The sequence below is a fragment of the Streptosporangium sp. NPDC002524 genome (genome assembly GCF_040295985.1).
In the GTDB taxonomy this organism is placed as follows: Bacteria; Actinomycetota; Actinomycetes; order Streptosporangiales; family Streptosporangiaceae; genus Streptosporangium.
In genome coordinates, this window is sequence record NZ_JBEOWK010000016.1 from 145,220 (window position 1) to 168,330 (window position 23,111).

General features: G+C 69.8%; 23 protein-coding genes. 12 read left to right on the forward strand and 11 right to left on the reverse strand.

What is annotated here, in order from left to right:
* Positions 1-137: 137 nt before the first annotated feature.
* Positions 138-1,166, forward strand: a complete 1,029-nt coding sequence (locus ABT053_RS26845; protein ID WP_350972388.1) for a methyltransferase — start codon at positions 138-140, stop codon at positions 1,164-1,166.
* A 337-nt stretch (positions 1,167-1,503) separates the two neighbouring features.
* Complete coding sequence (locus tag ABT053_RS26850) at positions 1,504-2,790, forward strand: endonuclease Q family protein (RefSeq protein WP_350972390.1); 1,287 nt, start codon at positions 1,504-1,506, stop codon at positions 2,788-2,790.
* Positions 2,791-2,946: 156 nt separating this feature from the next.
* On the opposite strand, the gene ABT053_RS26855 is transcribed toward ABT053_RS26850, so the two are convergent.
* From ABT053_RS26855 to ABT053_RS26870, 4 genes are all read right to left on the reverse strand, one after another.
* Positions 2,947-3,819, reverse strand: coding sequence for a TIGR04282 family arsenosugar biosynthesis glycosyltransferase (locus ABT053_RS26855; RefSeq protein WP_350972391.1), 873 nt, complete (start codon positions 3,817-3,819; stop codon positions 2,947-2,949).
* A gap of 358 nt (positions 3,820-4,177) precedes the next feature.
* The gene (locus ABT053_RS26860) at positions 4,178-4,417 is read right to left on the reverse strand and encodes a hypothetical protein (protein ID WP_350972392.1); all 240 of its coding nucleotides are present in this window, start codon (positions 4,415-4,417) and stop codon (positions 4,178-4,180) included.
* Positions 4,418-4,580: 163 nt separating this feature from the next.
* Positions 4,581-4,913, reverse strand: coding sequence for a hypothetical protein (locus tag ABT053_RS26865; RefSeq protein WP_350972394.1), 333 nt, complete (start codon positions 4,911-4,913; stop codon positions 4,581-4,583).
* Positions 4,914-5,165: 252 nt separating this feature from the next.
* Positions 5,166-5,852 carry a nucleoside/nucleotide kinase family protein gene (locus tag ABT053_RS26870; RefSeq protein WP_350972396.1) on the reverse strand — a complete coding sequence of 229 codons (687 nt, stop codon included), beginning with the start codon at positions 5,850-5,852 and terminating at the stop codon, positions 5,166-5,168.
* A gap of 179 nt (positions 5,853-6,031) precedes the next feature.
* Here ABT053_RS26870 and ABT053_RS26875 point away from each other — a divergent pair, with 179 nt between their 5' ends.
* Positions 6,032-6,532: a SigE family RNA polymerase sigma factor gene (locus tag ABT053_RS26875; protein ID WP_350972398.1), complete on the forward strand. Its 501-nt coding sequence runs from the start codon at positions 6,032-6,034 to the stop codon at positions 6,530-6,532.
* Positions 6,529-7,773: a TolB-like translocation protein gene (locus ABT053_RS26880; RefSeq protein ID WP_350972399.1), complete on the forward strand. Its 1,245-nt coding sequence runs from the start codon at positions 6,529-6,531 to the stop codon at positions 7,771-7,773. The genes ABT053_RS26875 and ABT053_RS26880 overlap by 4 nt, the downstream gene beginning before the upstream one ends.
* 131 nt (positions 7,774-7,904) lie before the next feature.
* On the opposite strand, the gene ABT053_RS26885 is transcribed toward ABT053_RS26880, so the two are convergent.
* A complete protein-coding gene (locus tag ABT053_RS26885) occupies positions 7,905-8,639 on the reverse strand; it encodes a GntR family transcriptional regulator (RefSeq protein WP_350972401.1) in 735 nt (244 codons plus the stop codon).
* 137 nt (positions 8,640-8,776) lie between these two features.
* Here ABT053_RS26885 and ABT053_RS26890 point away from each other — a divergent pair, with 137 nt between their 5' ends.
* The 5 genes from ABT053_RS26890 to ABT053_RS26910 all read left to right on the forward strand — a co-directional run bounded on the left by ABT053_RS26890 (position 8,777) and on the right by ABT053_RS26910 (position 15,103).
* Positions 8,777-10,063, forward strand: a complete 1,287-nt coding sequence (locus ABT053_RS26890) for an extracellular solute-binding protein (protein ID WP_350972402.1) — start codon at positions 8,777-8,779, stop codon at positions 10,061-10,063.
* Between the two features lie 50 nt (positions 10,064-10,113).
* Positions 10,114-11,178, forward strand: a complete 1,065-nt coding sequence (locus ABT053_RS26895; protein ID WP_350972404.1) for an ABC transporter permease subunit — start codon at positions 10,114-10,116, stop codon at positions 11,176-11,178.
* Positions 11,175-12,098 carry a carbohydrate ABC transporter permease gene (locus ABT053_RS26900; protein WP_350972406.1) on the forward strand — a complete coding sequence of 308 codons (924 nt, stop codon included), beginning with the start codon at positions 11,175-11,177 and terminating at the stop codon, positions 12,096-12,098. Before ABT053_RS26895 ends, ABT053_RS26900 begins: the two co-directional genes overlap by 4 nt.
* Positions 12,099-12,230: 132 nt before the next feature.
* The gene (locus ABT053_RS26905; RefSeq protein WP_350972408.1) at positions 12,231-13,526 is read left to right on the forward strand and encodes a beta-N-acetylhexosaminidase; all 1,296 of its coding nucleotides are present in this window, start codon (positions 12,231-12,233) and stop codon (positions 13,524-13,526) included.
* Between the two features lie 170 nt (positions 13,527-13,696).
* On the forward strand, positions 13,697-15,103 hold the full coding sequence (locus tag ABT053_RS26910; RefSeq protein ID WP_350972409.1) for a cellulose binding domain-containing protein: 1,407 nt from the start codon (positions 13,697-13,699) through the stop codon (positions 15,101-15,103).
* On the opposite strand, the gene ABT053_RS26915 is transcribed toward ABT053_RS26910, so the two are convergent.
* The 3 genes from ABT053_RS26915 to ABT053_RS26925 all read right to left on the reverse strand — a co-directional run bounded on the left by ABT053_RS26915 (position 15,100) and on the right by ABT053_RS26925 (position 18,407).
* Positions 15,100-16,494, reverse strand: a complete 1,395-nt coding sequence (locus ABT053_RS26915; RefSeq protein ID WP_350972411.1) for an MFS transporter — start codon at positions 16,492-16,494, stop codon at positions 15,100-15,102. The two genes, ABT053_RS26910 and ABT053_RS26915, sit on opposite strands and share 4 nt — an antisense overlap.
* A 195-nt stretch (positions 16,495-16,689) precedes the next feature.
* Positions 16,690-17,646 (reverse strand): hypothetical protein, encoded by a 957-nt coding sequence (locus ABT053_RS26920; RefSeq protein ID WP_350972412.1) that lies wholly within the window; start codon positions 17,644-17,646, stop codon positions 16,690-16,692.
* 137 nt (positions 17,647-17,783) lie between these two features.
* Positions 17,784-18,407, reverse strand: coding sequence for a TetR/AcrR family transcriptional regulator (locus ABT053_RS26925; protein WP_350972413.1), 624 nt, complete (start codon positions 18,405-18,407; stop codon positions 17,784-17,786).
* Between the two features lie 105 nt (positions 18,408-18,512).
* Here ABT053_RS26925 and ABT053_RS26930 point away from each other — a divergent pair, with 105 nt between their 5' ends.
* Together ABT053_RS26930 and ABT053_RS26935 are read left to right on the forward strand one after the other, a co-directional pair.
* Entirely contained in the window at positions 18,513-19,712 is a 1,200-nt protein-coding gene (locus ABT053_RS26930; protein WP_350972415.1) for a cytochrome P450, read from the forward strand.
* Between the two features lie 8 nt (positions 19,713-19,720).
* Complete coding sequence (locus ABT053_RS26935; protein ID WP_350972417.1) at positions 19,721-19,921, forward strand: ferredoxin; 201 nt, start codon at positions 19,721-19,723, stop codon at positions 19,919-19,921.
* Here ABT053_RS26935 and ABT053_RS26940 read toward each other — a convergent pair whose 3' ends face one another.
* The 3 genes from ABT053_RS26940 to ABT053_RS26950 form a co-directional block, all read right to left on the reverse strand.
* Entirely contained in the window at positions 19,922-20,956 is a 1,035-nt protein-coding gene (locus ABT053_RS26940; protein ID WP_350972419.1) for a DUF4331 family protein, read from the reverse strand.
* 334 nt (positions 20,957-21,290) lie between these two features.
* Positions 21,291-21,701: a hypothetical protein gene (locus tag ABT053_RS26945; protein ID WP_350972421.1), complete on the reverse strand. Its 411-nt coding sequence runs from the start codon at positions 21,699-21,701 to the stop codon at positions 21,291-21,293.
* The gene (locus ABT053_RS26950; RefSeq protein ID WP_350972423.1) at positions 21,698-21,925 is read right to left on the reverse strand and encodes a hypothetical protein; all 228 of its coding nucleotides are present in this window, start codon (positions 21,923-21,925) and stop codon (positions 21,698-21,700) included. Before ABT053_RS26950 ends, ABT053_RS26945 begins: the two co-directional genes overlap by 4 nt.
* A gap of 833 nt (positions 21,926-22,758) precedes the next feature.
* Here ABT053_RS26950 and ABT053_RS26955 point away from each other — a divergent pair.
* Positions 22,759-23,022: a GntR family transcriptional regulator gene (locus tag ABT053_RS26955; RefSeq protein ID WP_350972425.1), complete on the forward strand. Its 264-nt coding sequence runs from the start codon at positions 22,759-22,761 to the stop codon at positions 23,020-23,022.
* Positions 23,023-23,111 lie beyond the last annotated feature (89 nt).

Genomic DNA, 23,111 nt, shown 5'->3' on the forward strand with positions numbered 1-23,111 from the left:
CCGGCACGGCCCGCGCACCGATCCTCTCGCACCCTCGTCGCGCGCCCCGGTACGGCCCGCGCGCCGATCCCCCGCCCCGACAGCCCGACCGCCTCGACAGCCCCCTTTCGTTCCACACCCATCAGAAAGGAAGCCGGATGTCCCTTCCGGAGAGCGCACTGCCCATCATCAGGACGGCGACCGGATTCTTCCAGGCACAGGCCCTGTTCGCCGGGATCGAGCTGGGGATCTTCGCCCGCCTGTCCCGCGGTCCCGCCGACGCCTCGGAGATCCAGCGGGAATTCGCCCTGCACCCCTCGCTGACCCACGACTACCTGGACTCGCTGGTCGCGATGGACCTGCTGTCGCGGGACGGCTCCCAGTACACGATCACCCCCCTCGCCTCGGCCTACCTCGACCCCACCAAGCCCGAGTACATCGGCGGCTTCCTCGCCTTCAACCAGCGCCGGCTCTACCCGGCCTGGGGCACCCTCAGCGCGTTCCTGCGATCGGGCGAGAACCTGGCGCAGAAGTTCTCCGCCGGCGGCGACTTCACGGCCGAGCTGTACGCCGACCCCCGGCGGGCCCGCGCCTTCACGGAGGCGATGGACGGCTACGCGGTGCTGCTCGCCCGCCCGCTCGCCGAGAAGTACCGCTGGCACGAGGTAAAGTCCTTCACCGACCTCGGAGGATGCCGCGGGCTGCTCACCACGAGAATCGCCGCCGCCCACCCCCACCTGCGCGGGGTGACCTTCGACCTGCCCCCGCTGGAGCCGTTCTTCGACGAGCTGGTCGACGCGGTGGGAGGGGAGACCGACCTCCGCGACCGGGTCACCTACCAGGCGGGCAGCTTCTTCAGCGACCCGCTGCCCGACACCCAGGTCTACATATTCGGCCACGTCCTGCACGACTGGGTCGACGAGCGCCGCCGCGAGCTGGTGGGGCGGGCCTTCGAGCAGCTGCCCCCCGGCGGCACGCTCCTCGTCTACGACAGCATGATCGACGACGAGCGCCGCGAAGGCATCTTCAACCTCCTGATGAGCCTCAACATGGCCATGATCAGCGGCTCGTCGGAGTACACGATCTCCCAGGGGGTCGGATGGCTGACGGAGGCCGGGTTCACGGTCGAGGAGCCGGTCGCGCTCAACGAGATCACCACGCTGCTGGTCGCCAACAAGCCGCTCTGAGCCGGTCGCCGAGCAAGCCGCTCCGCACGGAAACCGGCCGCTCTGAACCGGTCACCGGGCAAGCCGCTCCGAGCGGAGACCGGCCGCTCTGAATGGAAACCCCGGCCGCTCCGAGCGGAAACCCCCGCCGCTCCGAGCGGGACCACGGGCCGTGGAGCGCTCCGGAGCGCTGAGAGGACCTCCCAGGGGATCCGCTCAGCGGCTCCGGCCGCGTTTCGCGGCTGCCGGGGCTGCCGGGCTGCCGGGCCTTCGCCGAAACACCCCCGGCGACGGGTCCACGACGGCCTTCTCACCCCTTTTCCACGCCTCATATCTGGCCTGTGGCAGAATGTGATGAATGCGTTTCCATGCTGACCTGCATATTCACTCGAAATACGCTCGGGCCTGCAGCAGAGACAGCGATCTGGAACATCTGACATGGTGGGCCCAGCGCAAGGGCATCGCGCTGATGGGGACCGGCGATTTCACGCATCCGGTGTGGTTCGAGCACCTGCGCGAGAATCTCGTACCGGCGGAGCCGGGGCTGTTCCGGCTGCGTGACGAGATCGACCTCGACGCCCTCGGGCCGCGGCCCACCGGCGTGCTCCCCGGCCAGGTGCGGTTCATGCTGTCCACGGAGGTCTCCACGATCTACCGGCGCGGCGAGCGCACCCGCAAGATCCACCACCTGGTCTACATGCCGGGCTTCGACGAGGCCGCGGCGTTCAACGCCCGGCTCGACCGGATCGGCAACCTGAGCGCGGACGGACGGCCCGTCCTCGGCATGGACTCCCGCGCCCTGCTGGAGATCACCCTGAGCAGCGGCGACGGCGCGTACCTCGTGCCCGCCCACGTCTGGACGCCGTGGTTCGGCGTCTTCGGCTCGAAGTCCGGGTTCGACACGATCGAGGAGTGCTACGGCGAGCTCTCCGGGCACATCTTCGCGCTGGAGACCGGCCTGTCCAGCGACCCGGCGATGAACTGGCGGGTCTCCGCCCTCGACCGCTACCGGCTGGTCAGCCACTCCGACGCCCACTCGCCGCCCATGGTCGGCCGCGAGACGACGGTGTTCGAGACCGACCTCGACTACTTCGCCGTCCTGCGGGCGCTCCAGACCGGGACCGGGTACGAGGGAACGACCGAGTTCTTCCCCGAGGAGGGGAAGTACCACGTCGACGGGCACCGCAGGTGCGACATCCGGATGGACCCCGAGGAGACGCGCGGTCGCGACGGGATCTGCCCCGTGTGCGGGAAACCGCTCACGGTGGGCGTGCTGAGCCGGGTCCAGGAACTGGCCGACCGGCCCGAGGGGTTCCGGCCGGAGGGCGTCGCGGGCTTCCGCAACCTCGTACCGCTGCCGGAGATCGTGGGCGAGATCCTCGACGTGGGGCCGAAGAGCAAGAAGGTCCTCAAGGAGGTCGACGAGCTCACCTCCGCCCTGGGGCCCGAGCTGAGGATCCTGGAGGACGTGCCGGTCGGCGACATAGCGGCCCACTCACCGCCGCTCGCGGAGGCCGTCGGACGGCTGCGCCGCGGCGAGGTGATCCGCGAACCGGGGTACGACGGCACGTACGGCGTGATCCGGCTCTTCGAACCGGGCGAGCTGGAACGGGCGCGCGAGGACATCGCCCCGACGCTTTTCTAGGCTCCCCGCGTCCTTCCGGGTTTCCCGCGTTTCCCCAAGTCTCTCCGAGCTTCCCCCGCGTCCTTCCGGGCTTCCCGGGTCTTTCCGGGCTTCCCCGCGTTTTTTCTCGCTTCCCCGCGTCCCCGTACGGCCCTCACCGCTCCCGGGGTGTCCCGTTCACCGGAGCGCGCTCATCCTGGCGAGGGCGGCGGTGAAGAAGGACCGCGGGGCCTGCGCGGCCACCACGAACGCGTCCGCCGCGGTGTCCACGTCGGTGAGGCGGGGCATCAGGGCGACGCTCAGCCCGGCCTCCCCCAGCCTCCGCAGCTGGACCTCACCGGCGGTCGGCTCCGACATCGGGACGCCGAGCAGGAGGGCGGGGTCGGGAGCGCGCAGCCCGAGCAGCCAGAACCCGCCGTCCGCCGCCGGGCCGAACACCGCGTCGTAGGCGCCAAGCAGGGACAGGGCGTAGACCAGCATGTCCGGGGTGACCTGCGGGGTGTCCACGCCGATGAGCACGACCGGCCCCGGCAGGAGCCGGTGGGCGTCGTCGAGGGCCGCGGCGAGCCGCTCGTCCGGCCCGTTCCCGCGCTGCGGCAGCACCGTGAACCCGCGCGGGAGCCAGGGGCCAGGGGCACCGTCGAGCGCGAGCACGCGCCGGGCGACCGGGACGCGGGCGACCGCGCGCAGCGTGTCCTCAAGGGCGGCGGCGGCCAGCGCGGCGGCCTCCCCCTCGGTGAAGGGCGGGATCAAACGGGTCTCGGCGTTCCCGGAGACCGGCTCCCGGGCGATCACCACGACCTGCCCCCTGAGCAGCCCGCCCTGGGACGGTACGCGCCGCGACGACTCCCCCCAGGCTCTCCGGCCCCGGTTCTGAGCCTGATTCCGGGCCTGGTTCTGGGCCTGCGCCTGGTTCTGGGCCTGGTTCTGGGCCTGGTTCTGGGCCTGGTTCTGGGACGCCTCGCCAGGGAGTGTCCCGTTCCGGGAGAGCTCGTCCCGGGTGTGCGGAAACGGGCCGGTGCCGTACCGCCCGTTCCCCGCGCCGCTCATGTGCCCGCTCGATCGGCCGTCGCCCGTGGCACCAGGGCGGCCTTCTCGTCCGGGCGGGGCGGCACCACGTCGATCTCCATCGTTCGACGCTACGGCCGCGGGCCGGGCTCACCCCCGAGGGACGGTGACGCACTGCCAAGAGATGACCGTTTCAGGCCCATAGTCAGAGATTGACCGGGAATCCAGGTGGCCGGGCACTCCCGCCTGCCAACCCACCGGCCGGAGGCGTCGGCACCCGGCCGAAGCCGGAGGTCCGCGCCGACGGAAAACCGACGAGAAAGCGTCCATCGGTCGTGCCCCACGTACGACCGATGGACGCGTTCCTCGCGTACGCGTCCCTGCGGGGCCCGCGTGAACGTCACATGCTCTGCGTGAACGTCCGGGAGTTGCTCTCATTGCTCTGGTAGCTCTGGTAGCCCGGCCCCCACGTCCAGGTCTCCGTACGATCCCCCTTCTTGACGGTCACCTTCCCGAAGAGGGAGCAGTCGTTCGTCACGGCGGGCCGGGGCGGGATGAGGGCGGCGGACGCGACCGGCGCGGCGAGTGCCACCACGAGGGCGGCGAGGGCGGCGGTGGTGATACAGCGGGCAACGGACATGGGTTCTCCCATGACGTGCGGATGATTCGACGGAGATATCGCCTTTTTTCCGGAAAGACGAACCACCCCGACCATCAAAACTCGCACCGAGCCACATTCGGCACAACTGCCCCTTTTATCCACTTATGTCCTAGCCGATCCCCATGGACGAGAACCCTCCGGCTCACCCGGCGTCCCTCCTGATCCCGGCGAAGAGCCGCTCGGCGGCGGCCCGGTCCCACACGAGACGGTTCGGATCATCGGGATGCGGGCGGGTGGGAACCGTGGAGAACGTCACCGAGCCGGGTACGATCTTCGCCATGTTCCGGGCGATGGCGTACATCGTCCCCAGGTCGAGCCCGGCGTCGGTCCTGACGAACCCCTTCACCTCGGCGAGGAGGGCGGAGAGCCTCGCGGGCTCGTCCAGCAGCCCGCTCACCCTCATGACCAGCGTGTGCATGAGCTTGGTCGCAGTCGCGGGTCTGGGCGGTGAGTGGCGCGGTCTCACGGGCACCATGGCATGAAGGCTGGCCTTCCCGTGGAGAAAACGGTCAGCGATGTATCGCCACCACCTCCCGACCGGGTTCACGGTCCGTGGGACAACCGGCCCGCGCCATCCGCTCCCCGTGACCGGCCCGCGCCGGCTGACCTGCGCCGACCGCTCCCCGTGACCGGCTGACCTGCGTCGGCCGCTCCCCGTCAACCGGCTCGCGTCAACCGAACCCGGTCGCGCGGGCCCCGTCACACGAGTCCCGTCAAGCGGACCCCGTCAGCCCGGTCCCGTCTCGCGGTCGTCGATCGAGCGCAGGACGGCGTCGGGGACGACGAGGTCGGCGCGGGGGCGGGTGGTGGCGATGAGGTCGGCGTTGCGCTGGTCGGTTCCCAGTGCCCAGGCCACGGCGGCGTCGGGGGTCTTGCCGAAGCGCTCGTGCCGGGAGACGAGGCGGCGCACGCGCTCGTCCGGGTCGAGGTCGCAGTACCAGACCTCGTGCAGCCCGGCCCGCACGCGTGCCCAGTCGCCCTGGTCGAGCAGCAGGTAGTTCCCCTCGGTGACGACGAGCCTGGCGGCCCGGGAGACCGGGATGCTGCCCGCGATCGGCTGTTCCAGGTCGCGCTCGAACGCGGGCGCGTAGACCACGTCGTCCTCGTCCTCGCGCAGGCGGCGCAGGAGGGCCGCGTACCCGGCGGCGTCGAAGGTGTCCGGGGCGCCCTTGCGGTCGCGGCGCCCGAGCCGGTCGAGCTCGACGTCGGCGAGATGGAAGCCGTCCATCGGCACGTACGCCACCCACTCCCGCTCCGGCAGCCCCTCGGGAGGCGCCGGCCGCAGCAGGCGGACCAGGTGTTCGGCGAGGGTGGTCTTGCCCGCCCCCGGGCCTCCGGTGACGCCGAGCAGCGCGCGGTGCCCGTCTCGTACGAGGGAGCGCGCCCGGACCACCAGGTCGTCGAGGGATGTCATCGGGGCCGGCCCGCGAAAGGAAAGCCGTCCCCGACCGGGGGAGCCGAGGTGGTCGTCATCCCAACGAACGTAGCCGAGCCGATCGCCGACATCCAGCGCGGCCGTACGCCTCGGCGGGGTCGTGCAACACTTTCCGGCCCTTCGGCGTCTAGGCGGTGACGATGGAGAAAGGACGGCATGTGGATGACGAACCCGGTTTCGACGACTTCGTGGCCGAACGGGGTGAAGCGCTGCTCCGCTACGCGTACGTCCTGACCGGCAACCCGCACGACGCCGCCGATCTCACGCAGGAGGCGCTGACCCGGTTGCGCGACGCCTGGCCGAGGGTGCGGCGCAAGACCGACGCGCACAGCTACGCCCGGACGACGATGGCGCGGCTGCACATCAGCATCTGGCGGCGGCACAGGCGCGAGCACCTCACCGGGGAGCCGCCCGAACGGACCTGGGAGGCGGTCTTCCCCTCCGACGAGGACCAGGGACTCTGGCGGGAACTCGCCGCGCTGCCCCGCAGACAGCGCGCCGTGCTGGTGCTCCGCTACTACGAGCAGCTGGCCGACGCCGAGATCGCCGAGGTGCTGCGCATCTCCCAGGGGACCGTGCGCAGCCAGGCCTCCCGCGGCCTGGACAAGCTGCGGTCCTCCCTCTCCACCTCACCGGCGGCCCACGGGAGCACGCGATGACCGACATCGAAGACAAGCTGACCCGCGTCCTGGCCGGAGCCGCGGAGCAGGTGCCCGAGCGGGCGCGGGCCGGGCTGTCCGCGGCGGTCAGGGCGCGCCGCCGCCCCCGGCGGGCGCCCGCCGCCCTGCTCGCGGCGGTGGCCGTGGCCGCGGTGGCCGGTGGGGCGGGTACGGCGGTACGGACCCTGGACTCGCCGGACGCGCCGGACTCGCGGCAGCCCGCGGTGAACGCCACGAGCACGAGCGTGCGGAGCCCGGCGCCGGAGGAGAATCCGCCGCCCGTCGAGCAGGTGTGGCCGCAAGCCGTGCACAAGGTCCCGGCCAGGCTTCCCGACGGCCGTACCTACGTCCCGCAGTCGCTTCTCGACGACCGGACGCTGCTCGTCATGACGGAGGCGGGGAAAAAGACGAAGCAGTCCCTGTGGACCTACGGTCTGGAGAGCGGCAGGGTCCGGCGGATCGCCGAGATCCTCCCGAAGTCCGCCGCGATCTCCCTGGTCCCGGGTTCGATGACCTCCTCCCACCAGGTCGCCGTGGGCGGCGGGAACATCGCCTGGTGGGGGTCGTACAGGAAACCGGGTGGGCAGCGGGTCGCGCGGATCTGGACGGTGCCCGTCGGCGGCGGCACCCCGCGGAAGGTGGCCGACGTCCCGCTGGCGAGCGCCGCGGGAAAGGACCACATCAAGGCGCTGGAGGTGGTGGGACCGGACGTGGTCTTCTCCAGCGAGAACAGCGGGGTGTACCGGGTGCCGCTGCGCGGGGGTGAGCCGCGGACGGTGCCGGGCACCGAGGGGCGGAATCTCCTGCGGTGGCCCTGGGTGGGCCGTGACAGCGAGCGGGCCGTCTTCGCCGAGCTGTTCGACGCCGAGACGGGGGAACGGCGTGATGCCGTGATCAGGCCCGGTGAGAAGTCCGTCGACTGCGGCATCACGCGGTGCCACGGTCGGCGCGAATCCGGAGAATCCGGCCGGAGCCTCTTCGTCCGCGACCGCGACGGTTCCCGGGAGCGCGCGCTGCCGACCGGGGTCCTCGCGGGCAGCACCTCCCGCCTGGAGCGGTTCTACCTGAAGCACATCAAGGGAGACCTCGCCCTCTACGACCTGGTCACCGGTGTGTCCGCCGATCTGGACCTGCGACGTGCCACGACCAGGAACATGACACTCGCCGACGCGGGTTTCGGCTGGCTGAGCTATCAGATCGGGCAGAAGAGGTACGTCGTGAACCTGACCGCGATCAAGTAGCGGAGGAGAGCGGCGAAGGAAGCGGCCGAAGGAAGCGGCCGAAGGAAAAGGCCGAAGGAAAAGGCCCACGCCCGGCCGCCTCCCTCCGGGAAGGCGGCCGGGCAGGGCTCACCGGCGGGGGCATCCGGGGGTCAGCCGGAGTCGGCGTTGAAGGACAGCTCGGAGGTCACCCGGTAGCGGTCGCCTCGGTAGATCGAGCGGGTGAACTCGACGATCCGGCCGCCGACGTCGCGGGTGGTGCGCTCGAAGAGCAGGGCCGGGGCGTGCTGGGGGACGTGGAGGAGCTCGGCCTCGGTCTCGTCGGTGACGGTGGGCTCTATCGTCTGCACGGCGGTGCGGACGTCGACGTTGAAACGTTCCCGCAGCAGCCGGTAGAACGAGCCCGACTCCATGTCGGCCGGGACGAGGCCGTCGACCAGGGCGTACGGCAGGTGGATGCGCTCGATCGCCATGGGCTCGTCGTCGACGACGCGCAGCCGCACGACCCTCAGGACGGGGTCGGCGGGAGAGAGCTGGAGCCGGGTGGCGAGCCGGGCGCCCGCGGGGGTGGAGCCGAACTCCAGGATCCGGCTGAGCCAGTTGCCCTCGGCGGGCGGCGCGTAGAACGAGTTGCCGGTGGTCGAGGCGAGCGCCTGGGTGACCCGGTGCGGCCCGGTGAACGTGCCGCGCCCGTGCTCGCGGACGAGCAGCCCCGACATGACCAGATCGTCGATCGCCGCGCGCACCGTGGGCCGCGAGACCCCGAGCTCCTTGCAGAGATCCCGCTCGGAGGGGATCGCCTCGCCCGGTTTCATGTCGGCGATGAAGTCGAGCAGGACATCGCGCACCCGGTCGCGCTTGAGCCCGGACCTCATGTTTAGAGTCACCACCCCAGCTTACCAAGAACTTACCTATTTGTTACCTCTCGTCCTGGAAAAAACAGGTCTTGACGTCAGAAGTGGTAAGAGCCACCCTATGCGGAGCAGGCCAATTACTTACCAATATCTGACCTCTGGGAGTACCGATGGGGTACCGCCTCCGTGCCACCGCGGCAGTGCTGACACTCGCCGCAGGCCTCACCGCATGCGGCTCCTCCGAGCCGTCCCCCTCCGCGGACTCGCCCGGCTCGGCCGGCACCGGGCAGGGCTCCACGAACCTGACCGTGTGGGTCATGCGCGACAGCTTCTCCGACGCCCTGCTCGACCGCTTCCGCACCGACTACCAGGCGGCCCACCCCGGCGTCGCCCTCGACATCCAGATCCAGGAGTGGGACGGCATCGGCCAGCGGGTCACCAGCGCCCTGGCCAGCAACGACGCCCCGGACGTCATCGAGGTCGGAAACACCCAGGTCGCCGAGTACGCCGCCAGCGGCGGGGTGAAGGACCTCACCGACAAGGTCACCGACCTGGCCGGCGGCGACTGGCTGCCCGGCCTGGCGGAACCGGGCAAGATCGACGGACGCCAGTACGGCATCCCGTGGTACGCCGCGAACCGGGTGGTCATCTACAACAAGGACCTGTTCGCCAAGGCCTCGATCAGCACGCCGCCCAAGACGAGGGACGAGTGGCTGGAGGTCACGGCCAAGCTCAACAAGGGCGGTGACCAGGGCATCTACCTGCCCGGCCAGAACTGGTACACCCTCGCGGGGTTCGTCTGGGACGAGGGCGGCGACCTCGCCGTCGACGAGGGCGGCACCTGGAAGGGCGGCCTCGGCACCCCCCAGGCATTGGCCGGGGTCGAGTTCTACAAGAAGCTCCAGGCGCTGGGCAAGGGCCCCAAGGACTCCGACGAGGCCAGGCCCCCGCAGGCCGACGTCTTCGCCAAGGGCGACGTCGCCCAGCTCATCTCCGCCCCGGGCGGCGCGGTGGCGATCGAGAAGGCGAACCCGGACCTCAAGGGCAAGCTCGGCTTCTTCCCCATCCCCGGCAAGACCGCCGACAGGCCGGGCGCGGTGTTCACCGGCGGCTCCGACCTGGTCATCCCCGAGGCGTCGAAGAACCCCGAGGCGGCGTACGAGGTGGTGAAGGCGCTCGCGGGCGAGAAGTTCCAGACCGACATGGCCAAGGAGATGAGCTACGTGCCCAACCGCGTCTCCCTCGCCGGCGTGCTGAGCGACAACGAGGCGACGGCCGCGATGGCCGCGGGCGCCGCCAACGGGCACGCCACCCCCAACTCCCCCAACTGGGCGGCGGTCGAGGCCAAGAACCTGATCAAGGAGTATCTGACCAGGGTGCTCACCGGGGGCGACCCCGCCACCGAGGCCGCCACGGTGGACCAGGGCATCGCCGAGATCCTCAACACCAAGTCCTGACCCCTCCCCGCCCACCCGTCCGTACCCGCTCGCCCGCTCCGAGGAGTGCCATGCCCGCTGCCCCCCAGGCCCCGACCGGGCGCCCGACCCGGCGGCGCGCCCGCGACCGGGACGCCTCCGCGCCAGAGCACCCCGAACAGGCCGGAGACCCCGGACAGCCCGGAGATCCCGGACGGCCCGCGTCACCCGGACAGGCCGCGGCGCGATCCGGGGCGCGGCGGTCCCGGATCGCCGGTCTCTGGCCCTACCTGCTGATCGCGCCCACCCTGGCGGGCACCGCCTACCTGCTGCTCTACCCGCTGGTCCGCAGCGTCGTCATCTCCTTCCAGCACTTCAGGACCGGTGAGCTCATCCGGGGCGGCGCGGAGTTCGTCGGCCTGGGCAACTACGCGGAGGTGCTCGGCGGGGCGGAGTTCTGGGCCGTGGTGCGCAGGACCCTGGTCTGGACGGCCGTCAATGTCGTCCTGATCATGGTCATCTCCACCGCGGTGGCCCTGATGATCGCCCGGCTGGGCCGGGGGATGCGCCTGGCCGTGATGGGCGGCCTGGTGCTCACCTGGGCCACCCCCGTCCTCGCCGCCACCACGATCTTCCAGTGGTTGTTCCAGTCGCGGCTGGGGGTGGTCAACTGGCTGCTGGTCACGCTGGGGTTCGAGTCCTTCAGGGACTACACCTGGTTCGCCGACGGCACGTCCACCTTCGCCATCCTGGTCGCCCTGGTCGTCTGGCAGTCCGTGCCGTTCGCCGCCCTCACCCTCTACGCGGGCCTGACCACCATCCCCTCCGAGCTGTACGAGGCCGCGCGGATCGACGGCGCGAGCGGCCGGCAGGTCTTCACCTCCGTCACCTTCCCCATCCTGCGACCGCTCTTCGGCCTGATCACCTCGCTGGAGGTGATCTGGGTGTTCAAGTGCTTCGCCCAGATCTGGGCGATCAGCAAGGGCGGCCCGGGAGAGGCCACCACCACGCTTCCCGTCTACGCGTTCCAGGTCGCGCAGTCACTCCACAAGTACGACCTCGGCTCGGCGATCTCCACCCTCACCGTGCTGATCCTGATCGCCCTGCTGATCACCCACCTCCGGCGGATGCTCAAGCACGAAGGGGAGGCACTGTGACGACCGCCTCGACGTCGGGCCGACCGGCATCCGGCCCCACTCCGTCCGGCCGTACGCCGTCCGGCCGCCCGACGCCCCGCCACCTGACGCTCGCCCGCCCGCTGCGCCGCGCGCCGCTGAACCTGGCGGCCCTGGCCGTGCTGGCCGTCTCGGTCTTCCCCGTCTACTGGATGGTGCTGACCGCGTTCAAGCCCACCCGGGACATCCAGTCGCAGACGCCGACCTTCTGGCCCGCCGACCCCACCCTCGACCACTTCGCGACCGCGGTGAGCGCGGACGGTTTCTGGACGTTCTGGCGCAACAGCCTCACCGTCACCGCGAGCGCGGTGCTCCTCGCCCTGGTGGTCGCGCTGCTCGCCGCGTTCGCGGTGGCCCGGATGCGCTGGCGCGGGCGCAAGGCGTTCATCCTGATGGTCTTCGTCGCCCAGATGGCCCCCTGGGAGGCGCTGCTGGTGTCGATGTTCATCATCGCCCGCGACACCGGCATGCTCGACAAGCTGTCGATGCTCACCCTGATCTACTTCATGACGACGCTGCCGTTCACCATCGTGACCCTGCGCGGGTTCCTCGCCGCGATCCCCCCGGAACTGGAGGAGGCCGCGCTGATGGACGGGTGCGACCGGGCGGCCGCCTTCCGCCGGGTGGTCCTGCCGCTGCTCGCCCCCGGCCTGATGTCCACCTCCCTGTTCGGCTTCATCACCGCGTGGAACGAGTTCGCCTTCGCCAACGCACTGATCATCAAGAACCAGGACGACCGGACCCTGCCCGTCTGGCTCTCCTCCTTCAGCAACGTCTTCGGCACCGACTGGGGGGCCACCATGGCCGCCTCGACCCTCTTCATGCTGCCGGTGCTGCTGATCTTCCTCGTCCTGCAGCGCAGGGTCACCTCGGGAATGATCGCCGGCGCCGTCAAGGGGTGAGCGGACCTCCCCGGCCCCTCTCTGCGCCACACCTTCCTGCCGCCATGCCCTCCCACCGTCCACAAGCGTGCCCTCCCAGAGGGCTCACCGTCCACAGGCGTGCCCTCGGGACGCCGCGAAGGGAAGACCAACGTGATCATTCCGAGGCCACGGGAAGTGGCCGTCGACGGGGGCTCCGTCGCGTTCCGGCGGGACCTCCTGCGGCCGATGCCCGACGACCCCTCCCTCGGCGAGGAGGGTTACCGCCTCGACGTCTCCCCCTCCGGCGTCGAGCTCACCGCGGGCGGCCCGGCCGGGCGCTTCTACGGCTCGCGGACCCTCTCCCAGCTGGGGCCGCTGATCCCGTACGGGACGATCGAGGACCGGCCGAGGTTCGCCTGGCGCGGGGTGATGCTGGACGTCGCGCGGCACTTCATGCCCAAGGCGTTCGTCCTGCGCCTCGTCGACCTGCTCGCCGAGCACAAGCTCAACGTGCTGCACCTGCACCTCACCGACGACCAGGGGTGGCGCCTGGAGATCGAGCGCTACCCCCTGCTCACCGAGGTCGGCGCGCGGCGCGGCGGCTTCTACACGCGGGAGGACGTGCGGGAGATCGTCGCGTACGCGGCGGAGCGCTTCGTCACCGTGGTGCCCGAGATCGAGATGCCCGGCCACGTCCAGGCCGCCGTCGCCGCCTACCCGCACCTGGGCAACGACCCGTCCCGCGAGCTGGAGGTCTGGTCGGAGTGGGGGATCAGCGAGCACGTCCTCAACCTTGAGGAGTCCACCGTCCGCTTCTGCCAGGACGTGCTCGACGAGGTCGTGGAACTCTTCCCGAGCCCGTACGTGCACGTCGGAGGGGACGAGTGCCCCACCACCGAGTGGGAGCGCGAGCCCCGGGCGCGGCGGCGGCTGGCGGAGCTGGGGCTGGCGGGGCCCCGGGAGGCGTGCGCCTGGTTCATCGGCCGGATGGCCGCGCACCTGGAGAAGCACTCGCGCAAGCTGGTCTGCTGGGACGAGCCCGAGCGCGAGCCCACCCCCGGCACGACCGTGATGGTCTGGCGCGACGAGCAGGCCGAACGCGGCGGCAACGACATCATCCTGGCACCGCACACGCGGACCTACTTCGACTACCGTCCCTCGGCCGCGCCCTTCGACGACCAGCCGGCCGACCCCGAACGGCCGACCGTCCAGGAGAGCGTCCTCACGCTGGCCGACACCTACGCGTTCGCGCCCGACCCGGCCGCGCGGGGCGTGCAGTGCCAGCTGTGGACCGAGTACATGCCCACGCCGGAACGGGTCGAGTTCATGGCCCTGCCCAGGATGTGCGCCTTCGCCGAGGTCGCCTGGGGCTCGCCCGGCGACTACCCCGACTTCCTCCGGCGGCTCGGCCCGCACCTCGCCCGGCTCAGCGCCCAGGGCGTCCGCGGCGGCCCGCTCATCCCTTAAGGCCCGCTCACTTCCTAGAGCTCCATCCCCTGGAGCCCGCTCACTTCCTAGAACCGCTCGTCCCTTAGAGCTCCCCCGGATCTCCCCGGAGCCCGCTCATCCCCGGATGCGGCGGCCCGCTCACCCCCCAGAACCCGCAAGCCCGGGAAGCACCCACGAAAGGAAAGAAAGTGCGCAGAAAGCTGTTACTCGGCGGGCTCGTGTCCGCCATGCTCCTCACGCTGGTGGGCGTCGCGGCCAACCCGGCCAGCGCCCAGCAGTCCCTCAGGCTCCAGTACAAGACGAGCGCCACCGGAGCGACCGCCGACCAGGTCGAGCCGTGGTTCAACCTGGTCAACGGCGGCACCTCGGCCGTCCCGCTCAGCGGCGTGAAGATCCGCTACTACTTCAAGGCGGACGCCGGATCGCCGCAGTACCGTTTCGCCTGCTCGTGGGCGGTGGTCTCCTGCTCCACGGTCACCGGGACCTTCGGGACGCTCTCCCCCGGCACGGCCACCGCCGACCGCTACCTGGAGGTGGGCTTCACCTCGGGGAACCTCGCGGTCGGGGCGCAGACCGGTGACCTGCAGCTGCGCTTCCACCGGTCCGACTGGCAGCGGCTGACCCAGAGCGACGACTACTCCTTCGGCCCGGCCCGCACGACGTACGGCGACTGGACCAAGGTGACCGTCTACCAGAACGGCGCCCTGGTCTGGGGCACCTCGCCCTCCGGCGGTGGCGGCGACCCGACCCCGACGCCCACCCCGACGATCACGAACCCTCCCGGGGGCAGCGGGGTGGTCTTCGACGACTTCGCGTACAACAACGCCGACGACCCGAACATCTCCGCGCACAACTGGACCGTGCGCACCAACAGCGGCGGCCCCGGCGTGCCCGGCGCGAGCTGGCCCAAGCAGAACGTGACCTTCCCGACGGTCTCCGGCACCAACAAGGCGCTGCAGCTCAAGGCCGTGACCGACGGCACCGCGTCGGGCACCCAGCAGTCGGAGGTGCTGCACCAGCGCAAGTTCCTGGAGGGCACCTACGCGGCCCGGGTGAAGTTCTCCGACACCCCGGTCAGCGGCCCCGACGGGGACCACATCGTGCAGACCTTCTTCACGATCACCCCGCTCGCCGCCGACATGGACCCCAACTACAGCGAGCAGGACTTCGAGTACCTGCCCAACGGCGGCTGGGGCGAGCCCGCCAACATCATGTACGCCACCTCCTGGGAGACCTACCGCAACGAGCCCTGGCAGGCGGTGAACGTGCACACCGAGGTCAGGCAGAGCTACGCGGGCTGGCACGACCTGGTCCTGCAGGTCTCCGGCGGCCAGATCAGGTACTACATCGACGGCGCCCTCTTCGCCGAGCACGGCGGCGACTACTACCCGGAGACCGTGCAGTCGGTGAACTTCAACCTCTGGTTCATCAGCGGCGGCCTGGTCGGCAGCTCGACCTCGCGTAACTACGTCCAGCAGGTCGACTGGTTCTACCACTCCAAGAACGAGGTCGTCGCCCCGGCCACGGTCCTGAGCCGCGTCAACAACTACCGCTCCGCCTCGACCACCTGGGTCGACACCGTCCCCAACCCCTAACCGCCCTCCCGGATGTGAGTACGGCCCGCGGTCTCCCCAGACGCGGGCCGTACGTCTTCCCCGGCGTCCGGCGCCTCCCCGGCGTCGGGCGCCCCTTCGGTGACGGACGCCTCTTCGGTGACCGGCGCCTCTTCGGGGACGGGCGCCTCTTCGGGGACCGGCGCCTCTTCGGTGACCGGCGCCCGGAGGGTGCGGACCTGCGGGGAGAGCAGTGCCGCGAGCGTGGCGACCACGACGAGGCCGGAGCAGCCGAGAAGGGCCGTGCCGGGACCGACCGCGGCGGCGACGGGACCGGCGGCGAGGATGCCGAGGGGCGCCAGCGCCAGGGACCCGAACCAGTCGTAGGAGCTGACGCGGGAGAGCGCGTCGGGAGGCACCTCGCGCTGCATGGTGGTGGTCCACAGCACGCCGAACACGTCCCCGGCCACACCGGCGGCGAACATCGCGGCCACGATCGTCCACAGCGGCGCTCCCGCCCCGAGGAGCACCATCGGCAGCGCCGTGGGAAAGGTGGCCAGGACGGCGAGGAGCATCGGCCGCCGGGGCCGCAGGCGCGCGGCGAGACCCGCGCCCGCGACGGTCCCCAGCGCCTGGGCCGTGACGATCAGCGCCCAGGAGCTCGCCCCGTCCAGGTCCCGCTCGGCGGTCAGGGGACCGAGCACGCCGACATTGGCCCCGACGGCGGCGACGACGAAGGCGTACTGCACCACCACGACCCACAGCCACTGGCGTGAGACGAACTCCCGCCAGCCGTGCCGCAGATCGGACCAGCCGGATCCCACGGACACCCGGAGAAGGCGCGGCAGGCGCATGGCGCGGATCAGCGCGGCGCTGGCGAGGAACGAGACGGCGTTGAGCGCGAGGGCCCACCCGGCGCCGACCAGGGCGACGGCGACACCGGACAGCGCCAGTCCCAGCACCATGGCGCCGTTCCTCGCGACCCCGAGCAGCGCGTTGGCCTCCTGCAGCCGCTCCCGGGGGACGACCTCCGGCACCACCCCGGTCATCGCCGGTGCGAACAGCGCGGTCGCCACCCCCGCCAGGGTCGCCAGCAGCGCCACCGCGGGGATCGGCGCGTCGCCGGTGAGGAACATCACCGCCAGCCCGCCGTACGCGACGGTGCCCAGGACGTCGGCGATCACCATCAGCCCCGACCGGGAGAACCGGTCGGCCAGCACGCCGCCGACGAGGATGAGCAGCAGCTGCGGCACGGCCTGGCAGGCCAGCACCAGCGACAGCTGCGCGGGGGTGCTCCCGGGAACCGCGATCACGCCGAACGCCAGGGCGACCCGGGCGAAACCGTCTCCCAGCACGGAGATCGTCCGAGCCGAGGCGAGCAGGACGAAGCGCCGCTCTCTCAGCAGTACCCGGGTGGGAGAGGACGTCGCCATGTCACGTCAGCGTAGACGCGAAAGCATCGCCGGTGGCATACCAGGAAGACCGGCTGGTCCGAGGTATGAACGGCACGACCGTACGCGACCTACGGAAAAGGGGAAGGTCAGGACAGCGAAGGAGAGGCGCACGGAGGGCCGACAGAATGAGGGCAGGCAGTGCTACGCGGGAGCACACGGACACGAACAGAAAGATCACAACTGCGACTCTTTCGGCGGTTCCCAGTAGATCCGATAAAGGGTGTTCAAAGGAGGGCGATATCGTTCTAACCGCAGTATCCAGACCGCCTGATTGTCTATGGTTGATCGATCGATATGAAAGCATTCGTTATTCGACACAAAATTCGCCTCTTCGGCGAATTCGTTGTCTAGACGAATGACCTGTATTCCATGTCGATAAGTGCGCAAGCGCTCTGGGATCACAATCTCTTTCACCAGCTCATCAACAGGATATTCTATGTACGTCGAACTGAACTCGGCTTCCCCCGGCGTCGCCACCCTTGGCGAAGGCCGCATCCTCACCCCTTCCAGGGTTGCTGGTTTGTAAACCGGAACGTCGATATCAAAAGAAATATTGACCCGCTCTCCCGGCCGGAGCATCGGATCGAACTCGATCCTGAAGCTTAAACTCGTCCCCTGCTTGTGAGGCTGCCGGAAAATGCAAACCCCCGCGCCAGAGCGGCTGGCCTGCTGGTTTCGCAACACCGGCGGGTGGTCGTAGAAAGGCAGATCGCCTTCGGCGCGGCGCATGATGCTCCATGTCCACTGACGAATGGGCGCGAGTGCGATCATCTCTCTCTCACCGTGATGCGTTCCATTCAGGTACCCATCGACCTCCGATTCACGCATGGTCCATCGAGATAAACTTCTGACGTATTTACGATCGAAATAATAAAGCTGTTTCACCTGATCATCGAGAAATCGCGCCCTCCGCCACTGGTAAAGACCGAAAGTGGCCAGCGGAATACCAACGATGATCGCACTCGCCACCCAATCGGGAAGCTTTGAGGTCAGGGTGCTCGCCGCAGCGATGACTTCTGCAGCCGTTCCTATCAATACCAATGGTCTTGCGTGGCGTTTTGCCTGCTTCTCGAACTCAGATGACCTGGCGCTTCGGCCCTGCCCGTTCCGTTCTCCACCTCTTGCTCGCACGACCAGCAGCCTAGTGCGAAACACTCACATTTTCCCCATCTTCACACTTATGTCCGATTTAATATTTTTGGACATGCGTGAAATTTTATTTCGGATGGCCTGCCGGTATAACAACCAGGAAAAGAGATCCAGAGAGGTCAGGAGGGCTGTGAGGCGGCGGCGCGGAGGGCCGAGAGGGCGAACTCGCTGGCCCGGCGACCGGCGTCCAGCATCTCCCCCGGCGAGGCGCCGTTGCTCATGCTGACGAAGGCGGCGAGCTTGCCCCCGCCGACCACCGCGCCGACGAGCGCCGACGCCTCGACGAGGCTCAGCTCCTCCGGGCAGGCCCGATGCAGGGCCTCGGCGAACTCCCGCTGGCTCTCGAAGAGGAGCAGCAGGCCGCGCGCCCGCAGCGAGGGGACCGTCATGACGAGGTAGTTGGCCGGGCCTATCTCGCTCTGGAGCCGCTCGTCGAGGGCGAGCACGGTGAAGCCGGAGGCGACGGCGCGGGTCAGCAGGTCGATCGCCCGGTCTCCCGGGCGGGGCTCCGCGATCACCCTCAGCACGCGCTCGATGCCTTCGCGCGAGTTGTGGAAGATCACGTCCTCCTTGCTCGCGAAATAGCTGAAGAAGGTGCGCGTCGAGACGTCGGCGGCCGTGGCGATCTCCGAGACGGTGGTCTGCTCGTAGCCCTTCTCCATGAAGAGCTCCAGCGCGGCGGCGATGAGCGCGTGCCGGGTGCGGATCTTCTTGCGTTCGCGCAGCCCCGGGACCTCACTCATGCGGGCAGCTTAGTCCATCTGGTCACACTTTGCATGTGTTGTAATTTTGCATCTGATGTAGTTTTCTGGATGGGACGAAGCGCGTCGCTGCATGAGGAGTGTGAAATGACGCAGTCTCATCCGGAAGCGGTCACCTTCCCCTTCGGGCGTCCCGGCCCCTTCGAACCGCCCGAGCGCCTGGCCTCGTTGCGCGAGGAGCGGCCCGTCACCCCGATGGCCTACCCGGACGGCACGACGGGCTGGCTGGTGACCGGCTACTCCGCCGTACGGGCGATCCTGGCCGACCCCCGGTTCAGCTCCCGGCGCGAGCTGCTGAACGTCCCGGTGCCCTTCGCGCTGATGCAGGAGATGCGCACCCCCGCCGACCCGGGCATGTTCATCCGGATGGACCCGCCCGACCACACCCGCTACCGCAAGCCGCTCACCGCGCAGTTCACGGTGCGGCGGATGAAGCAGCTGGAGCCCAGGATCCAGGAGATCACCGAGGAGCGGCTCGCCGCGATGGAGAAGGCCGGACCTCCCCAGGACCTGGTACGGGAGTTCGCGCTGCCCATCCCCTCGCTGGTGATCTGCGAGCTGCTCGGCGTCCCGTACGCCGACCGCGACGAGTTCCAGCGGTCCACGGCGGTGCTGCTGAACCTGGAGTCCTCCATCGAGGAGGTCCGCGCGACGATCGCGGGCTTCAGGGCGTTCTTCGCCCGGCTCATCGCGGCCAAGCGGGCCGACCCGGCCGACGACCTGCTCAGCGGGCTGATCACGGCCGACGACCTGACCGACGAGGAGCTGAGCAACGTCGGGTTCCTGCTGCTCGCCGCCGGGCACGAGACGACGGCGAACATGCTCGGCCTCGGCACGTTCGCCCTGCTCCAGCACCCCGGCCAGCTCGCCGCGCTGCGCGCCGACCCCTCGCTGATCGACAACACGGTCGAGGAGCTGCTGCGCTACCTCGGGATCATCCACGTCGGCCCGCTCCGCGCGGCCCTGGAGGACGTCGAGGTGGAGGGAGAGCTCATCAGGTCCGGAGACCCGGTCACCCTCTCCCTCGTGGCCGCCAACCGCGACCCCGCGCGCTTCTCCGACCCCGATAACCTGGACATCACCCACCCGGCGACCGGGCACCTGGCGTTCGGGCACGGGCTGCACCAGTGCCTCGGCCAGCAGCTCGCCCGCGTGGAGATGCGCACCGCGTTCCCGATGCTGTTCGACCGCTTCCCCGGCCTGCGCCTCGCCGTACCGGCGGAGGAGGTCCCGATGCGGGACACGATGTCCATCTACGGTGTACGGGAGCTGCCGGTCAGATGGTAGGAAGAAACATGAAGATCACCACAGACCTGGGACGGTGCATCGGAGCGGGCATGTGCGTGCTCACCGCACCCGAGGTCTTCGACCAGAGCGAGGACGAGGGCACCGTCGTGCTCCTCGACGAGACGCCCCCGCCCGAGCAGCACGCCGCCGCCCGCCGGGCCCGGCAGCTCTGCCCCTCGGGCGCCATCTCGGTGAGCGATTCGGACTGATCAGGTAACCGACGGGACGTACGGGAAGCTCCGGGTCGGCCTGGCGGCGACGGAGTCGCTGTCCAGGCCGATCGTGAACGCGGTGTTCGTGGCGAAGGAGAACATCACGTCCGGCGCGTTGTCGGTGAGCGAGCGGCCGTTCCACCGGGCGAAGCCGTACACCGCCGGGGTGCCGACGGTGTACGGCAGCACGTTGGGGAAGATCCGGTCGGCGACCAGCCTGCCGTACGCGTGCGGGTCCTCGGCGGTGCCGTAGGCGCCGACGACACCGGCGACCATGTCGGCGACGACCTTGCCGAAGTTCTGGCGGTCGTCGGCGGGCGGGGTGACGTTGAGCCGGTCGCCGAGATCCCCGTCGTGCTGGGTGAAGAGCGGGTGGACCATGGGGTGCCCGGCACGGTTGACGACCCGCCGGCCACCGGCGTCGGTGGCCAGGCTGGTGAGGGCCCACACGTCGACGCGCCGGTCGTCACCGGCGACGGGAAGCAGGTCGCCGTCGGGGACCTCCAGCACGATGGCGTACACCCTGTTCCCGACGAACAGGTTCTTCGCGCCCGCCGGGTCCCACAGGGACAGGTCGGCCCTGGTGCCGTTCGCGAAGGCCTTCCCGATCGCGGCGAGGACGTCGGGCTCGATCCAGAAGGGATCGCTCGTCTCGCCGGCCCACAGCCGCAGGCCGCTTTCGGCGTCGATCCGCCGGCCGGTGGTCCCCCGGCCGACCACGGCGCCGGCCGCTTCGACCTCGCGGGCCTCCGCACCGGAGAGACGGCGCAGCTCCACGTCCTGGTCTCCCGCCGCGTCACGTTCGCCGAAGGTGAGGCGATAGGTGAGGTCCTCGACGTGGTCGCCGTCGCCGTCGATCTTGAATTCGTACGCGGCCTCGGGGTGGAAGCCCCTGGGGGCGTCGTCACCGGCGATGGAGGGGCAGACGTCCATCACGAACACGGTGCCCGTCTCGCCCCGGAAGACGTAGAGATCGGTGATGTCCAGACGGACGTCCTGCCGGGCACCCGGTGAGTCAAGGTGATGGGACATGGCACTCTCCCCGTTCTCTTGATGGTTCTCGGGTCGTGGCCCGTCCGCTCGCTCGCGACGGTCACCCGGGCCCGAGCAGGAGGAGGTCACATGGCATGAGCAGAACTTTCCCCTAATATCAGCCAGTTCCCACTAATTACCGCAAAGCGCTTATGACCTCCCAAATAACGTTCCCTGGTTCGGTCACTCCGTGGGGCCCGAAGACCGGGGGGAGCGGTTAATTCCGCAGGGTCCGAGTCCCCCGGCGGGAGCGGTCAACTCCGCAGGATCCGAGGCCCCCGGCGGGAGCGGTGCCCTCGCCACCCCTGACGAGGGCACCGCGTGGCGACCGGGCTCATGGTCCCCGGTCGCCCCCGGTCCCGCGAGCGGTCCCGGAAGGTTCGCACCGCCGCTCGCGGGAGTCGTCGGCGCGGCGGCGTTCCCGCAGCCGCGCCCGTTCAGGGGACGTACGGGCGGTAGCCGCCTCAGGCCGGACAGCCAGAGCCATGACCACCTCGTACATCTGGGCTTCGAGGTCGTCGGCGGTGGAGGCCCGCAGGATCTCCGGACCGGGCACCGGCCAGCCCGCGATCGCGTAGAACAGGCGCGAGTGCGTGCCGTAGAAGACGGCCCAGTCCTTCCACTCGCGATCCAGCCGCTCCGCGTCCGCGCGGGCCCGCCGATCCCACGAACGGCGGGGAACGAGGGTGGGGATTAAGCCGTCCCGGTGCCGCCCTCCGGCGGACGCGGGCCCACGCCGGATCACGAGACCGCCTGCCCGCTCACCCGCCGCGCCGTGCTCTCCTGCCTCTCGACCTCGCCCCGCAACTCGTCGAGGGTGTCGGCGTCGACCGTACGCGCCGCTCCGGCGTCGAACTCGGCATCACTGAACGGGACAACGCGGGAGGCCCACAACCGCCCCCTGTCACTCAGAATGACCCGCCATCCCGAAATCACCGGCCCGGGTGTCGTGGATCTACCATCGTCCATGGATCGGACCTCCATCCGATCAAGGACCCGCCCGGACGTCGCGAGCGCCGGGCGGGTCCGGCTTATGAGGTGAGAAGGAGGGGTCTGGGATACGTCGTCGTACGACGGCCTAGGCGGAACGGTCCTGGATCGGTGAGAACGCGGGGCGACCGGATGCCCGTCACCGGCGATCGGGCACCGGGTGTCCGTACGCCGAGGCGGCCCGGCGGGTCCTGCTCCCCGGGACCGGAGCGCTCCCCGAGGCCGGAGCGCCCGCCGGGGAAGCGGCGCGGGCACGACGGGCGCGACCGGGCCGGGCACGACCGGGCCGGGTGCGGCCGGGTCGATTTCGGACGGGTCGGGACGGCGCTGCGCGGGCACCAGCGGGATCACCTCGACCGGAACCGCCTCGGCGGGTGCCTCATCGGCGGACGACTCAAAGCCTGACGGCGGAAGACCGAGGCGACGAGCCTCCAGGCGCACCGCCATCAACTCCCCGGACGGCTGCGCGTACTCGTGACCGGCGGGCCGGTCGGGACAACCGTGCGCGTACGGCGCATGCCCACAGACGGCACACCCCATCGGCATCGGCGCGACCTCAGTGAAACAGCCGCATCCACTCGACATGGCCCGGTCAAGAACCGAAGCACTGAAAACGTTCACTGGCCAGGAGAACCTTCCTGATCAGGGATCCGCCCAGAGCCGGTGAGCACCAGGTGGATCTACGTGTTGGAACACAGCAAAAGGAGCAGGCCACCCATAAAGGCGTGTCCATGCATGCCTAGGCATGCCTAAGCAGGTCTAGGCCTGTCCGGTATCGCCCAGGCGCGCCAGGGCCCAATACCGTCGCTCGCATGATCAATTTCGAGCCCGGACGACCTAAGTGGGAGCAGATAGCAGAGGTATTCGAACAGCGCATTCACAACGGCGAATGGCCACCCGGACACAAGATTCCGAGCATCGTAGCGATCATGGGAGAACACGCCGTCGGGAACAACACGGCTCGCCACGTGCTTCAACACCTACGCGACCTGGGACTCGTCAAGCTCGTGCCCAGCCTTGGAACCTTCGTGCTGCCCCCAACCGCGCCCGAGCAAGGTGATCGTCCCGTGGAGTAGCGGACCCCGGTGACCGCAATCGGCCCGATCCACGGAGAAGCGCGACACTCCAGTGTCATGATGTCCTCACTCACGGTAGCGGTGTCACA